This window comes from Comamonas testosteroni, from assembly GCF_000761245.1.
Lineage (GTDB): Bacteria > Pseudomonadota > Gammaproteobacteria > Burkholderiales > Burkholderiaceae_C > Comamonas > Comamonas testosteroni_C.
This window is the reverse complement of the sequence record NZ_AWOR01000068.1, coordinates 141,897-155,105: the sequence shown is the minus strand read 5'-3', so window position 1 is coordinate 155,105 and position 13,209 is coordinate 141,897. Positions and strand designations below refer to the sequence as shown.

The following is a 13,209-nucleotide window of genomic DNA, read 5'->3' as shown; positions in this document are numbered from 1 at the left end:
TTGCTTTGATGATAAAGATCAAAGCAAATATTTTTTATGAATAAAATTATTCTTAGAAATTTTATTGTTCTTAATATTGAAAGACTGCTCACTATTGGCGCCGGAGTCTTTGTTAGCGGTATTTTGGCCAGAAGTTTAGGAACAGATCTTTTTGGCTCATTTCAGTATGCGTTATCGATAGTGGCCATTTTTATGGCCATATCTTTTTTCTGCGGAGCAGAAGTAATCGTACCGAGAATCGTTGAGTGTAACGATAACTTTTTAGAAAATATAATAATCGCAACAGCTTTCTGGATAAGACTTCTTTTTGGAATAATTGCCTTTATCGCATTTATGGTTTTCTGGAGAGAAAGAGTTGGTATAAATTATTTTGCTGTTTTAGGGATTCCAATATTATTTAAAGAAGCTTTTTCTATCGCAATAGCTTGGTTCCAAGCTAAATCAAAAAATTCTACGTACTCTACTCTAATAATAATATCAAATTGTATAAAGATATCCGTCATTGGATTTCTCTATTTTTTTGATGTTTACGATTACAAGTATTACTTGACAGTATTGATGCTTGATGGATTTTTGGTTTACGGTTTTATATTTTTATTTTTTCTAAAAATAAACAAGTTTTCAATTTTTATATTTGATAAAAAAATTGCCGTCGAATTGCTAAAAAAATCCTTCCCTTTTGGACTTGCTGTGCTTTCGATGTACGCCTTTAAGAAGATAGATCGGGTTTTTATTGAGAATTATATTGGGACTCAAGAATTCTCATTCTATTCTGCTGCGGCAATGATTTATGATAATCTGATGGTACTAGGGTCAATATCAATTATTGTTCTGGCCCCGAAATTGATATATTCTCAAAGTAATGTGAATTTGCTATATAGAAATTTTTTTAAAATTACTTTGTTTGTGATTGCGTTGTATGGGATTATTGTTGTATTTGTTTTTTTTCTTTCGGAGAGTGTTGTTCGCATAATTTTTGGATCAAATTATGTTGCGGCCGTGCCTTATATTTATGTGTTCATGGCGCCTTTGCTGCTGTGTTTTTTGGATGAATGCATAAACGTTGTTTTTAACAAGATGAAGAACGGGTGGGTTGTTTTCCTAAAGTGGGGAGTTTCTTTGCTGGTTTCAATATTGTTCCTTACTTTTGAAGGAGAAAGATATGGGGCTTTTGCCGGCCCGATATCAATGATTTTGGGATATATGTCATGCCTATTGATAGGAATTTATTTCTTGATTAGGATTAGATTTTATAAATTGCAGTAAATTTATGAATAATAAAATTGTGGATGTCTCTATTGTTGTTTCAACGTGGCGTAGGCATGAGATTTTGAAAATGGTTCTGCAAGCTCTGTTGAATCAATCTCATGCAACCAATATTACATATGAAATATTGGTGGTTGACAGCTATAGCGGTCTTGAGACCATGACTGTTATTGATGAAATTTCGAGTGAAAAAGTAAGATATCTAAATATTCTTGAGAACTCAATCAGTTCGAAAAGGAACTTTGGAATAAATAATTCGTTTGGAAAATATATTGCATTTCTTGATGATGATTGCGTTCCAGAGGCTGAATGGCTTAGGAATTTTTTCTCATTTGCTGAGGAGCATGCAAACGAAAAAGTTTTGTTATGTGGTGGTGTGTATTTTGATGAAGATCTAGTCGCCAGAAGTAACTATTATCGATATAGAAATGGGCGGCATTTTAAATCAGATAAAGGGACTGTGCTTTCATATAAAAATATCGTAACAATGAATATGTTTGTCAGAAGAGATCTTCTTTTGGATGAAGGAGTTTATTTTGATGATTCATTTAAGGGGTATGGGTATGAAGATATTGATTTTGGTTTGCAATTATCCAATAAGGGGATTGGTCTGATCACTTGTGATTCAGATATATTGCATCTTGAGCTAAAGGGGAGTTTGAGGAAATTTTGTAAGAAATTTTACCATTGCTCAAAAGATGGGATGAGGGTCTTTTATGGAAAGAATAAAATAGACGCTTCGTTGGGGGAAACATCCTTGTTGGAAAGTGAGTCTGCAAACATCAAGATTAGAATAATGCTTGGCGTGCTTGATTCCTATATTCCTAAGCTGGTTTTGAAATTCTGCGAATTGACAGATGGTTTGAGTTATTGCTACGTTGAAAACTTATATAAATTGGTCTTGGCTGCAGCCTATAGGGATGGAAAAAGGAATAGATATAAAAATATCTTAAATACTACGAATGTTAATAAAACAGGATGGTATGACTAAGTTATTTTTTGGAGCTGTATTTTTTTTATCATTTTACCGGATTAGTGTTTTTTATTATTTTGCATATATTTCTATATTTATTAATTTTTCATATTTGTTATTTTTATTTTCTTCTATTTCTAAGGCGAGTAAATTTATTTACTGTGCTAAATGGGAGAATGTTTTAATACTGTTTTTATTTTTCTATTCTCTTGTTGTTGATATTCTGTATGGGGCTGATTTTGATTCAATGTCGCTCTCTATAAGAATATTTTTTATGGTTTTTGTTTCTATTTTTTCTGCGTTTTTTATTGTTGAGGAGTATATAAAGAATGATGTGAAGAAATTGATATGGATTTTGAAGTTCTCATTTTTCGTTCAGTTGTTTTTTTGGATTGCTACCTATATTTCTGTAGATTTCAAGGTCGCGGTTTACAATATTATTGGGGCAAGTGATTCGGTTAACCTGTGGCCTCAAAATATTGAGAGTCGTGGTTTTGGATTATCTAATGAAATAAATTTCACATCGCCTTCAGTTTCTGTTTTTATTAGCTTGATCCTCATTGGGTTGAATTCGCCTATTGTCTTGCTAAATGCTGTAACACAGCTTGTGAATTCTAATTTGGTCGCCGTGGCTGCTATTTTGGGATTCGTAGGAGCCAAGATTAAAGTCATCAATAAAATTATTTTGGCTATAGCTTCGTTGGGGTTGGTTTTCTATTTTGGGGTTAAATATATCCCAAGATTTTCTGACGAGATAGAGTCGGGTGGGATTCGAACAGTTCAAATATTAATTGAAAATCATCTGAATTTTCACAATAATGGATTTTGGGAATGGCTGTTTGGTGCTGGTACAAAGGTTTATGGCGAGGAGTCTGGATCTGATATTGGATGGGTTATTTTAATAAATTATTATGGAGTGATATCAATTTTTCTAGTGCTTTTCTTGTTGATAGCACTTTCAATGAGAGCTTTTAAAAATCGCATTCATCAATTTCTATGGCTGACTTTTGGATTGATTTTGAATACAAAGGGTTTGGTTATTGGGGCAAATGCATACATTTTTATGACATTTGTTTTTATTTTCATAAGATACAATCATGAAATGAAAGGTGATTCCCATGAAATTCGATAAGAAAATTCTTTGTATAACAGGTGGAACTGGATCGTTCGGAAATGCTGTTCTAAACAGATTTTTGAAGTCGGATATTTCTGAGATAAGAATATTTAGTCGCGATGAGAAAAAGCAGGATGACATGCGAAAACGCTATGGAAATCCTAAGATTAAGTTTTATATAGGTGATGTGCGTGACGCACGTAGTGTTGAACAGGTCATGCGCGGAGTAGACTATGTATTCCATGCTGCGGCGCTGAAGCAGGTACCGTCTTGCGAGTTCCATCCCATGCAGGCGGTGCGCACCAATGTACTTGGGACCGAGAATGTGCTGGAGGCCGCCATTCAGGCCGGTGTCAAGCGCGTGGTCTGCCTTAGCACGGACAAAGCCGTCTATCCCATTAATGCCATGGGGATCAGCAAGGCAATGATGGAAAAGGTGATGGTCGCAGCCAGTCGCAATCTCGAGGGTTCGGGCACTGTGATCTGTGGAACGCGCTACGGCAACGTGATGGCATCGCGTGGCTCGGTGATCCCGCTGTTTGTTCAGCAGGTGATGTCAGGGCAAGCCATCACGATCACGGACCCCGCCATGACGCGTTTCATGATGACACTTGCAGATGCAGTGGATTTGGTGCTGTATGCCTTTGAGCACGGCAATAACGGCGATATCTTTGTGCAAAAGGCACCTGCAGCGACGATCGAGACGCTTGCCCATGCGGTGACGGGCTTGATGGGCAAGCCCGAACACCCGGTGAATGTGATCGGTACACGCCATGGGGAGAAGCTGTACGAAGCCCTGCTCAGTCGCGAGGAAATGGCCTGCGCGGAAGACATGGGAGATTATTTCCGCGTGCCTGCCGACAGCCGTGATTTGAACTATGGGAAATATGTGGATCAGGGGCAGCAGCGTCTGACCCAGACGGCTCATGGTGAGGACTACAACTCTCACAATACGCTGCGCCTGGATGTGGCAGGCATGCAGAAGCTGCTGCTTAAGCTGGAGGGAATGCGACGTATTTCTAATGGCGAGCTGATCGATGTTGAGGAGCACTGAAGCATGAAAAAGGTTCTGATCACCGGCGTTAACGGCTTTGTGGGCAAGAACCTGCAACTGCACCTAGCTGAGCGCAAGGATGTGCAGGTTCTGGGCTTTACGCGTGAGAGTGATGTGGCTCAACTGCCCGGTTTGCTGAAGGAGGTGGATTTCGTGTTCCACCTGGCGGGCGTCAATCGACCGAAAGACCCGCATGAGTTCGCTACCGGCAACGCCGAAATGACGCAAATCTTGTGCCGAGCTGTGGGTGCGGTGGCTGAGGAAACAGGGCGAAAGATCCCCGTGGTGTGCACCTCTTCCACCCAGGCGGCGCTTGATAACCCCTATGGGCAGAGCAAGCGCACGGCCGAGGATGCGCTATTTGCTCTGCAGCGCTCGGCCGGCGTGCCGGTGCATGTTTTCCGTTTGCCCAATGTCTTCGGCAAATGGTGCAAGCCCAACTACAACTCTGCCGTGGCGACGTTCTGCCACAACATAGCGCGCGATCTACCCATTCAGGTGAATGATCCAGCGGTGTCATTGACTCTTGTCTACGTGGACGATGTCGTTGAGCGCTTCATGCAGCTCATGGATGGTGCGGATGCCATGGTCGATTCCGATGGTTTTGCCGCCGTGACGCCGCAATACACGACGACTGTGGGTCAGCTCGCAGCCCAGATCCAGGCCTTCAAGGACAGCCGTGGCACGCTGATGACCGAGCGTGTGGGGACTGGCTTGGTGCGGGCGTTGTATGCCACGTACGTGAGCTATTTGCCTGTGGAGGCTTTCACCTATGCCGTGCCCCAGCATGGGGACCCGCGAGGTGTGTTCGTAGAAATGCTCAAGACGCCGGATTGCGGCCAGTTTTCCTTTTTTACCGCACACCCGGGCATTACGCGGGGCGGGCACTACCACCACACGAAGACCGAAAAATTCCTCGTGATCAAAGGGCAGGCGCGTTTCAAGTTCCGCCATATGCAGACAGGCCAAGCCCATGAGCTTGTCACCAGCGGTGACAAGGCCGAGATTGTTGAAACGGTGCCAGGCTGGACGCACGACATTACCAATATCGGCGCTGACGAGATGATTGTCATGCTCTGGGCAAACGAGGTATTCGACCGTGCTAGGCCGGATACCTTTGCGTGCCTGCTGTAACCAGCTTCGCTGAGCGCCCGGTGATCTCGGGCGTCAGATCCCCTTCTTTCCAGATCCCAAATGAAAAAACTCAAAGTCATGACCGTGGTCGGTACCCGGCCTGAAATCATTCGTCTTTCCCGCGTGTTGGCTCGCCTAGACGAGAATTGCGAGCACGTTGTGGTGCACACGGGTCAAAACTACGACTACGAGCTCAACCAGATCTTCTTTGACGACCTGGGCATTCGCAAACCGGACCACTTCCTGAACGCTGCGGGTGGCAGCGCTGCAGAGACCATCGGCAAGATCATTGCTGCCATGGATGCTGTGTTGATTGCCGAGCAGCCCGAGGCGCTGCTGGTACTGGGTGATACCAACAGTTGCTTGTCGGTAATCCCGGCCAAGCGACGTAAGATCCCGATCTTCCACATGGAAGCGGGCAACCGCTGCTTCGACCAGCGTGTTCCCGAGGAGACCAATCGCCGCATCGTGGATCACACGGCCGACATCAATCTCACCTACAGCAGCATTGCGCGTGAGTATCTGCTGCGCGAAGGCCTGCCACCGGATCAGGTGATCAAGACTGGCAGCCCGATGTTCGAGGTGCTGACGCATTACCGCGAGCGTATCGATGCCTCCGATGTGTTGCAGCGGCTGGGACTGCAGCCAGCCGACTTCTTTGTGGTCAGTGCGCACCGTGAGGAAAACATTGAATCCGACCGCAATTTCGGCAAGCTGGTGCAGGTGCTCAACAAGGTAGCCGAAGTCTATGGCCTGCCTGTTATTGTTTCCACTCATCCGCGCACACAAAAGCGGGTGGAGGCCATGGGGGCGCAGTTCCATCCCCTGGTTCAATTGCTCAAGCCGTTGGGATTCACCGATTACAACAAGCTGCAGTTGTCTGCGCGAGCGGTGCTTTCCGACAGCGGAACCATCAATGAGGAGTCGTCCATTTTGAACTTCCCGGCCCTGAACCTGCGCGAGGCTCATGAGCGTCCGGAAGGTATGGAGGAAGCGGCTGTGATGATGGTTGGCCTCGAAGAGCAGCGGGTGCTGCAGGGGCTTGCGATTTTGCAGAACCAACCGCGGGGCAACGAGCGGCTGTTGCGCCAAGTGTCCGACTACAGCATGCCGAACGTGAGTGACAAGGTAGTCCGTATCATTCACAGCTACACCGATTATGTGAATCGAGTGGTGTGGAAGAAATACTGAGACTGGTTGTGAAGAATGAAAATAGCCTTGATCGCTGACACCTTTCCTCCCTTGCGGAATTCCGGGGCAGTGCAGCTAAGGGACTTATCGCGTGAATTTGTTGCTCAAGGCCATCAATTGACGGTAATTCTTCCATCGTGGGAGATCAAGGAGGACTTTCTTCTTGAGGAGATGGAAGGTTTTCAGGTCTTGAGGCTGAAGTCCCCCAAAACCAAGGACGTCAATTACGCGAGAAGAACCTTGTCAGAATTCCTGATGCCATTTTTTATGAAAAGGGGCTATAAAAAGTCCCCTTTGCGTCACGAAAAATGGGATGGTGTTGCTTGGTATGCTCCTTCCATATTTCATGCGCCTTTTGTCAATGACTTGAAGAAAGGCAGTGATTGCAAAGGTTATCTGATAATAAGAGATATCTTCCCTGAGTGGGCTGTTGATATGGGCTTGATGGGAAGGGGGCTTATTTACCGTTTCTTTAGTGCAGTGGCCCGCTATCAATATTCTGTGGCCGATATCATCGGCGTTCAAACTCCTGGGAATCTCTCATATTTTGAGGATTGGCAGAAGAACAAGGGAAAGAAATTGGTGGTGCTTCAGAACTGGCTTGCGGATACAAAGCCAGGTAGTTGCTCGATATCGATAAATAGGACGACTCTGGTCGGGCGAAAGATATTTGTGTATGCGGGAAATATGGGCGTCGCTCAGGGCATGGACATCCTGATAGATCTCGCAGAAAAGCTTAAAGATCGACGCGATATTGGATTTTTGTTTGTTGGTCGTGGTAGCGAGGCCAAAAGGCTGGCTGAGGAGTCTCGCAAAAGGTCTTTGGATAACATGGAATTCAAGGATGAGATTCATCCTGATGAGATTCCTGCACTTTATGAGCAATGCTTCGTAGGTATTGTTTCTTTGGATCAGAGACATAAATCACATAACATTCCCGGGAAATTTCTTTCTTATATGCAAAGCGGCATTCCCGTTCTGGCAAACATAAACCCTGGCAATGATCTTGCGGAGCTCATCAGGAGCGAAGGTGTTGGTGTGGCTTGCGAGAGCGCTGACATCTTGGATCTGGAGCGAAAGGCTAATGCTTTGATCAATTCTGTCGAGACGGATGCCGATTTCCGGAAAAGATGCAGAGCTGTATATGAAAAAATGTTTTCGCCTTCGCAAGCTGTGAGACAAATCGTTCAGGAACTAGAAAGATAATAATGTCGGTACGAGTTTTCTCTGGAGATTTGATGGGCTCATTGATAGATGAGGCTAGATCCAATCCCAGAAGGCGAAAGCATAAGAACCTGCATGCTGACTACCAGGAGGCATGCCAGCGGTTCTTCAATGCGATTGAGCCCGATAGCTATCTAAGGCCTCACTGCCACGGCCCCTACCAGGGGGCAGAAACTCTTATTGCCATCAAGGGTTTGCTGGCTTTCATAGTTTTTGGGAGCAAAGGGGAAGTGCAGGCTGTTCACCTATTCGGCGCAGGAAATCACGCAGAGGAGCAGGGCGTGGCAGTGGGGGTCGAGGTTCAGCCGGGGCAATGGCACACAGTCATTTCACTTGAAAGCGGCTCTATATTGCTTGAAATGAAGGGGGGCCCCTTCGATCCGGAGGCTCCTAAGTATTTCGCTTCCTGGGCCCCCGAGGAAATGACTCAAGAAGGTCAGATTTACCTGGGGGCCTTGAAGAAGCTTGTGTCACTTCCTGGGTAGCCATCTGAAGAATGCCAGCTTTCGATAGAACATCAAATAGCATAACGAGCTGAATATGAAAGACGCAGCAGTCAATAGTTTGCTTTGATAGGTCAGGACTGCCAATGTGCAGGGGATTGCTGCATAGATCCAGAGAAAAGGGGCAGTTAACCCGTTTTGCATAGGCTTTGAAAAATTGGAGAATATTTTTCGTGCCCAGCGTTTGTTGGCCAAAGAGTGCAGGTGAAAGAAGTCCGGCTCAGTTGGACTATAGCCTTCTCGGAGAGATCTTCGCAAAATGCTAAAACCTACTTCAATAATAGGGTAGGAGCAAATCAGCAGGCTGGTCCATGGGGAAACCGAATGATTGCGCTCTGGAAGAAGCACGGCAATCCATGCCAGTGTAAACCCAAGAAAATATGCACCCCCGTCGCCCAGAAATATCTTCCCCTTTGGCCAGTTGACAAAAAAGAAACCTGCAACAGCGCCAGCAATAATCAAGCAGGTAAAGGCAAGAGGGATATCTCCTACTAGCCTTGCAATGATACCGAAGGCAGCAAGAATAATCATTGCAGTGCCTGCGGTCAGGCCGTTCAGTCCATCGATGATGTTGATGGAGTTGGCAACTCCGCCAACAGCGATGGCAGTGAAGATGACCGAGATGATGGTAAAGCCCAGTAAGAAGTCAAGGCCTGGAATATCGACATGGGTGAGTGATGTTCCTGTAATACCCCAGCCCAGGACGCCAGAGGCCATGGTGGCCAGAAGACGGATTTTTACCGATACCTTTTTGGTCAAATCTTCCAAAAGGCCAAAAATGAAAGCAGGTATTCCAGCCATGAGGATGGCACCAAGAATCATTCTCTTCTCCGCCGCAGCTGCACCATGGCTCGAGGCCGCGAAACCTGCAAAGACGCCTATGGCAATACCGATGCCGCCAATTCTTGGCGTCGGGGTGGTGTGAACCTTCTGTACCCCACTACTAGAGTCCATGGAAAAGCTTCCATGCCATTTTTGGGTGGTAACCAGCAACACGCAGGTGATAAACGAAGCCAAACCTGCAAGGAACGCGTCATACCTGAATAACTCTTGAACAGAGAAAATAATCGAATTCATGGAGTGAGTGGACGTGGAATTGTTTTATATCGTGGGAGGCTGACTCGGGGAAGTTGGCATCTTGCTCGTCTCCAAGAGCATTTGCGGCACAATGCAGCCCATCTGACTTGAACATTGTCCCACGGGACAGAGCCTTGATCTATGACCACCATTGACCCCACCACCCAGATCGCCCCCCGCGACAAAGCTGAAATCCTGGCGCAAGCGCTGCCCTATATCCGCAAGTTCCATGGCAAGACCATGGTCATCAAGTATGGCGGGAACGCCATGACCGATCCTGCCTTGCAGGCCGATTTTGCGGAAGATGTGGTGTTGCTCAAGCTGGTGGGGATTAACCCTGTGGTGGTTCATGGTGGTGGACCTCAGATCGAGGCGGCGCTGGGCCGTCTTGGCAAGAAAGGTGAATTCATTCAGGGCATGCGTGTCACGGATGAGGAAACCATGGAAGTGGTGGAGTGGGTGCTGGCTGGCGAGGTTCAGCAGGACATCGTGGGTCTGATCCATCAGGCGGGTGGCAAGGCCGTGGGCCTGACGGGGCGTGATGGCGGCTTGATTCGCGCCAAGAAGCTCAAGATGCTGGACAACAAGGATCCGAGCATCGAGCACGATGTGGGTCAGGTGGGTGATATCGTTGCAATCGATCCCAGCGTGGTGAAGGCGCTGCAGGACGATGCGTTCATTCCGGTGATCAGCCCTATCGGTTTTGGTGAAGAGAACGAAAGTTACAACATCAACGCCGACGTGGTTGCAAGCAAACTCGCAACAGTGTTGCAAGCTGAAAAGCTGGTGCTTTTAACCAACACTCCAGGTGTGCTGGACAAGGCCGGCAATCTGCTGACTGACCTGACGGCGCGCGAGATTGATGCGCTGTTTGCCGACGGTACGATTTCCGGTGGCATGCTGCCCAAGATTTCGGGCGCTCTGGATGCTGCCAAGGCGGGTGTGAATGCGGTGCACATCATCGATGGACGCGTACCGCATTCCATGCTGCTGGAAATTTTGACGGACCAGGCGTATGGCACGATGATTCGCAGCCATTGATGAGTCTGTCTGGCCCTGACATGTGGTTGCTCTTGTCGAGTGACTTTTCACATATGGCGTTAACATCGCCGCAGGGCTTTCCCGGGTGGAGTCGCGCTCTAGACTCCGCCGCAAGCCGCCTTTGGGCGGCTTTTGTTTTTGAGCGAGGTAGGACTTTATGCGTTTGCTTCTGGTGGAAGATGATGTGATGGTGGCCAGCGGTATCAAGCTGGGTCTTTCCGATGCCGGTTATGCGGTGGACTGGGTGGGCAGTGCCGAGCGTGCGCTGGAAGTGCTGGCCCAGGAAGCGTTTGATGTGGCGGTGATCGATATCGGCCTGCCGGGCATCAACGGCCTGGAGCTGACGCGTCGCCTGCGCAGCAGCGATGTGGAAAGCAAGGCCATGCCGGTGTTGATTCTCACAGCGCGCGATGCGCTGCAGGACCGGGTGCAGGGCCTGGACTGGGGCGCTGACGACTATATGGTCAAGCCTTTCGAGCTGCCCGAGTTGCTGGCGCGCCTGCGTGCGCTGATGCGCCGCTCCCAGGCAGCCACTTCGGCTGTCCTGAACTTTGGCTGCATTGAGCTGGATACGGCGGGCCGTCGCGCCGGCGCACGCCAGCTGCCGCAGGAGGGCGAAACTGAAGGCAAGCTGCTGCCCATCGACCTGGGGCCACGTGAATGGACGGTGCTGGAGTATCTGCTGCTCAATGCCCCCAAACCCGCCAGCAAGGAAAAGCTGCTGCAGGCCCTGACCGGTTGGGACCGTGAAATCACGCCGAATGCCGTGGAAGTTTATGTGTCCCGCCTGCGCAGCAAACTGGAGCCGCATGGCGTGGCCCTACGCTCCATTCGCGGTTTCGGTTATCGGCTGGAGTTGATGCCTGAATCCGTTTGATTCCCTATTTGATAGCTGTCAGCGATTGATTGATATGGAGTTTGGTTATTTATATATCTGAACTGGTTATTAATAAAGCGCTTGCAGCTATAAAAATTGAATACTCCGAGTTCTCATTAAATAAGTATTAATGACCGCCAATCTGCGTTTTCGGCTGCTGGTTCTGCTTTTGGTGCCGCTGATGCTTTTGGCGGCCATGGGTGGCTGGTTCAGCTACAGCGCCGCGGATGAGGCCTCCACCCAGCATGACCAGCGTTTGTTGCGCTTGCTGCCGGCCCTGGCCGATTCGGTGCTCGCGCCCTCGATTGCGGACGGCACGCCGCCGCTCGTGTCGCTGACGCCAAGCGTCGAAGACTTTTTGCGCAATCAGGGCGATGAAGCAGGCTATGCCGTGGGCGATCTGCAAGGCAATGTTGTGGCAGGCGATACCTGGATCAGCTTCGATGTGCCGGCGACCGGCACGGCGGAATTCCATAGCCAGGAGCACGACGGTGTGACCTATCGCGTTGCCGTGCTCAAGGCCGAAACCTATGGCGCCGGCGAGATGGTCGTCATGCTGGCCGACAGCAGCGATGTGCGCCAGCAATGGGTGCGACAGCTGCTGATGCATGTTTTGCTGCCCAATCTGCTGCTGATTGCGGGTGCGGCCGTGGCCATTTACTGGTCGGTGAGCCGGGCCTTCAAGCCGCTGCACAAGCTGACGCAGGCGGTGGAGCGCCGCTCGCCGCGCGATCTGAGCCCGATCGACGAGCAGACCTCGCCAGCCGAGGTGCGGCCTCTGGTGCGCTCGCTCAATCGCCTGTTCTCCCTGGTCAATGCCCAGGCCGAAGGCCAGCGCCGTTTCGTCGCCGATGCAGCCCACCAGCTGCGCACGCCGCTGGCGGCCTTGCAGACTCAGGTGGAGGCCTGGGCCTTGAGCGGACAGGAGGCCAGGCGTCTGGCCAAGCGTACGGGTGAGCAGGCGCAGGTCGTGCTCACGGTGGAGCAGATTGAGCAGCTGCGCGATGCAACCCGGCGCACCTCCCAGCTGGCGCGTCAACTGCTGGCCCTGTCGCGTGCCGATGCGCGCAATGCCGAGGTGCAGCCACTGCAGGAGGTGGATCTCAAGGAGCTTTGCGAGAGCATGCTCGAGACCTTTATCGATCGTGCCTCGATCAAGCATCTTGACTTTGGTCTCGAAGTCGAGCCTGCATCGGTCTGGGGCCATAGCTGGTTGCTGCGCGAACTGGTTTCCAATCTGGTGGAAAACGCCATCAAGTACACGCCCAGGGGCGGCAGCGTCACCTTGCGCTGCGGTCTGCGCCCCCGGCCCGTGGGCACGGACGATGCCACCTTGCTGCAGATGGCGGGTGTGCGGCAATGGGCTTTTGTCGAGGTTGACGATGACGGGCCCGGCGTGCCCGAGGAAGAGCGCAGCCAGATTACCCAGCGTTTCTACCGCGCCCAGGGGGTGATTGAAGAAGGAACCGGTCTGGGCCTGGCAATTGCCGATGAAATAACGCAATTGCATCAAGGTGTACTGAGTTTTTCAGATGGAAGTTTCGGTAAAGGCCTATTAGTAAGACTTGAAATTCCGGTTCAATCAGTTTCAGAAGGCAGTCATGAGGTATCTGAAGCTCTCAAAGGTTAATTTCTCGGTTACGCTTGCGTGTTGGTGAGAGCGGGGGTGAAAGTTTGGGGTGGAGACCGCAAGCCTGCTGTGTATTAAGGTTGGTTTGACGCACCTGACACCTACCGGTAAGGATAGTCGTGTGC

12 protein-coding genes are annotated in these 13,209 nt (G+C 49.2%); 11 read left to right on the top strand and 1 reads right to left on the bottom strand.

The window, feature by feature from the left end:
- The first annotated feature begins 36 nt into the window (after nucleotides 1-36).
- The 8 genes from P353_RS19650 to P353_RS19615 are packed head-to-tail and all read left to right on the top strand — an operon-like array spanning nucleotide 37 to nucleotide 8,441.
- On the top strand, nucleotides 37-1,266 hold the full coding sequence (locus P353_RS19650) for an oligosaccharide flippase family protein (protein ID WP_034373363.1): 1,230 nt from the start codon (nucleotides 37-39) through the stop codon (nucleotides 1,264-1,266).
- A 4-nt stretch (nucleotides 1,267-1,270) separates the two neighbouring features.
- The gene (locus P353_RS28475; protein ID WP_080750621.1) at nucleotides 1,271-2,257 is read left to right on the top strand and encodes a glycosyltransferase family 2 protein; all 987 of its coding nucleotides are present in this window, start codon (nucleotides 1,271-1,273) and stop codon (nucleotides 2,255-2,257) included.
- Nucleotides 2,250-3,371: a hypothetical protein gene (locus tag P353_RS19640; protein WP_157839641.1), complete on the top strand. Its 1,122-nt coding sequence runs from the start codon at nucleotides 2,250-2,252 to the stop codon at nucleotides 3,369-3,371. Before P353_RS28475 ends, P353_RS19640 begins: the two co-directional genes overlap by 8 nt.
- On the top strand, nucleotides 3,358-4,407 hold the full coding sequence (locus P353_RS19635; protein WP_034373358.1) for a polysaccharide biosynthesis protein: 1,050 nt from the start codon (nucleotides 3,358-3,360) through the stop codon (nucleotides 4,405-4,407). Before P353_RS19640 ends, P353_RS19635 begins: the two co-directional genes overlap by 14 nt.
- A gap of 3 nt (nucleotides 4,408-4,410) precedes the next feature.
- Nucleotides 4,411-5,541, top strand: coding sequence for a UDP-2-acetamido-2,6-beta-L-arabino-hexul-4-ose reductase (gene wbjC, locus P353_RS19630; RefSeq protein ID WP_034373355.1), 1,131 nt, complete (start codon nucleotides 4,411-4,413; stop codon nucleotides 5,539-5,541).
- 60 nt (nucleotides 5,542-5,601) lie between these two features.
- Nucleotides 5,602-6,732, top strand: coding sequence for a non-hydrolyzing UDP-N-acetylglucosamine 2-epimerase (wecB, locus tag P353_RS19625; RefSeq protein WP_034373352.1), 1,131 nt, complete (start codon nucleotides 5,602-5,604; stop codon nucleotides 6,730-6,732).
- 15 nt (nucleotides 6,733-6,747) lie between these two features.
- Nucleotides 6,748-7,938: a glycosyltransferase family 4 protein gene (locus tag P353_RS19620; protein ID WP_034373349.1), complete on the top strand. Its 1,191-nt coding sequence runs from the start codon at nucleotides 6,748-6,750 to the stop codon at nucleotides 7,936-7,938.
- Nucleotides 7,939-7,970: 32 nt separating this feature from the next.
- Nucleotides 7,971-8,441: a WbuC family cupin fold metalloprotein gene (locus tag P353_RS19615; RefSeq protein ID WP_198529105.1), complete on the top strand. Its 471-nt coding sequence runs from the start codon at nucleotides 7,971-7,973 to the stop codon at nucleotides 8,439-8,441.
- On the opposite strand, the gene P353_RS19610 is transcribed toward P353_RS19615, so the two are convergent.
- On the bottom strand, nucleotides 8,427-9,536 hold the full coding sequence (locus P353_RS19610; protein ID WP_052084944.1) for an MraY family glycosyltransferase: 1,110 nt from the start codon (nucleotides 9,534-9,536) through the stop codon (nucleotides 8,427-8,429). The two genes, P353_RS19615 and P353_RS19610, sit on opposite strands and share 15 nt — an antisense overlap.
- Before the next feature lie 141 nt (nucleotides 9,537-9,677).
- Between P353_RS19610 and argB the strand changes: the two genes are divergently transcribed.
- The 3 genes from argB (at nucleotide 9,678) to P353_RS19595 (ending at nucleotide 13,084) form a co-directional block, all read left to right on the top strand.
- Nucleotides 9,678-10,577: an acetylglutamate kinase gene (gene argB, locus P353_RS19605; RefSeq protein WP_003068053.1), complete on the top strand. Its 900-nt coding sequence runs from the start codon at nucleotides 9,678-9,680 to the stop codon at nucleotides 10,575-10,577.
- 157 nt (nucleotides 10,578-10,734) lie between these two features.
- Nucleotides 10,735-11,454 carry a response regulator transcription factor gene (locus P353_RS19600; RefSeq protein WP_003068054.1) on the top strand — a complete coding sequence of 240 codons (720 nt, stop codon included), beginning with the start codon at nucleotides 10,735-10,737 and terminating at the stop codon, nucleotides 11,452-11,454.
- A 130-nt stretch (nucleotides 11,455-11,584) separates the two neighbouring features.
- On the top strand, nucleotides 11,585-13,084 hold the full coding sequence (locus tag P353_RS19595) for a sensor histidine kinase (RefSeq protein WP_034373342.1): 1,500 nt from the start codon (nucleotides 11,585-11,587) through the stop codon (nucleotides 13,082-13,084).
- Nucleotides 13,085-13,209 lie beyond the last annotated feature (125 nt).

What these genes read in the sequence shown, in the direction of transcription:
- P353_RS19650 (WP_034373363.1), top strand. Translation starts at nt 37, where the DNA reads ATGAATAAAATTATTCTTAGAAATTTTATTGTTCTTAATATTGAAAGA.
- P353_RS28475 (WP_080750621.1), top strand. Translation starts at nt 1,271, where the DNA reads ATGAATAATAAAATTGTGGATGTCTCTATTGTTGTTTCAACGTGGCGT.
- P353_RS19640 (WP_157839641.1), top strand. Translation starts at nt 2,250, where the DNA reads ATGACTAAGTTATTTTTTGGAGCTGTATTTTTTTTATCATTTTACCGG.
- P353_RS19635 (WP_034373358.1), top strand. Translation starts at nt 3,358, where the DNA reads ATGAAATTCGATAAGAAAATTCTTTGTATAACAGGTGGAACTGGATCG.
- wbjC (WP_034373355.1), top strand. Translation starts at nt 4,411, where the DNA reads ATGAAAAAGGTTCTGATCACCGGCGTTAACGGCTTTGTGGGCAAGAAC.
- wecB (WP_034373352.1), top strand. Translation starts at nt 5,602, where the DNA reads ATGAAAAAACTCAAAGTCATGACCGTGGTCGGTACCCGGCCTGAAATC.
- P353_RS19620 (WP_034373349.1), top strand. Translation starts at nt 6,748, where the DNA reads ATGAAAATAGCCTTGATCGCTGACACCTTTCCTCCCTTGCGGAATTCC.
- P353_RS19615 (WP_198529105.1), top strand. Translation starts at nt 7,971, where the DNA reads ATGGGCTCATTGATAGATGAGGCTAGATCCAATCCCAGAAGGCGAAAG.
- P353_RS19610 (WP_052084944.1), bottom strand. Translation starts at nt 9,536, where the DNA reads ATGAATTCGATTATTTTCTCTGTTCAAGAGTTATTCAGGTATGACGCG.
- argB (WP_003068053.1), top strand. Translation starts at nt 9,678, where the DNA reads ATGACCACCATTGACCCCACCACCCAGATCGCCCCCCGCGACAAAGCT.
- P353_RS19600 (WP_003068054.1), top strand. Translation starts at nt 10,735, where the DNA reads ATGCGTTTGCTTCTGGTGGAAGATGATGTGATGGTGGCCAGCGGTATC.
- P353_RS19595 (WP_034373342.1), top strand. Translation starts at nt 11,585, where the DNA reads ATGACCGCCAATCTGCGTTTTCGGCTGCTGGTTCTGCTTTTGGTGCCG.